Here is a 500-nt window from a genome sequence, read left to right as displayed (position 1 = left end):
GCGGCCGCGGCGCGGCCCCCTCCCCCGCGGGGCCGTTTGCCCGTGGCGCCCGCCGCGCGCGGCGGCGAGCGGGTTCAGGGCGGAGATGCTGCCGTCGGTCCAGGTGCTCATCGCATCGCCGATCCGCGCCGAGAAGCAGGAGACGCAGGCGCCCGCGACGCCGCGAGCCTCGAGCGCGGGCAGGCGGGAGATCCCGGCCCGGTCCGCGCCGATGCCCGCATCGTTGTAGATCGCGGCGAGGACCTGTGCCTTCACCGCCGTCTCCGGCTTCCCGCCCAGCAACCCGCCATGCGAGCCGGTCACCACGATGTGTCCGGCATCCGCCGGCGCCACCAGCCCGTTCGAATCGAGCGCGAACACGCGCACGCCCTTGCGCCCGGCGCCCGCGATCTCGCGCCGCGCCTCGGCCATCTCGTCGCCGGCGCCGGCGGCCGGCCGGCCCGCCGCGGCGGGGCTGGCCCGCCCCGCTGCCGCCGCCCAGCCCGGCAGCAGGCGGCGCG

1 pseudogene is annotated in these 500 nt (G+C 79.4%); it reads right to left on the bottom strand.

The window, feature by feature from the left end:
• Positions 1-500: pseudogene (locus AC1MIR_RS24785) on the bottom strand (hypothetical protein); the annotation flags it as partial.

This window comes from Falsiroseomonas sp. RANM36 (assembly GCF_056682175.1).
The sequence above is the reverse complement of the archived record's forward strand: the minus strand, read 5'-3'. Positions and strand labels throughout refer to the sequence as shown.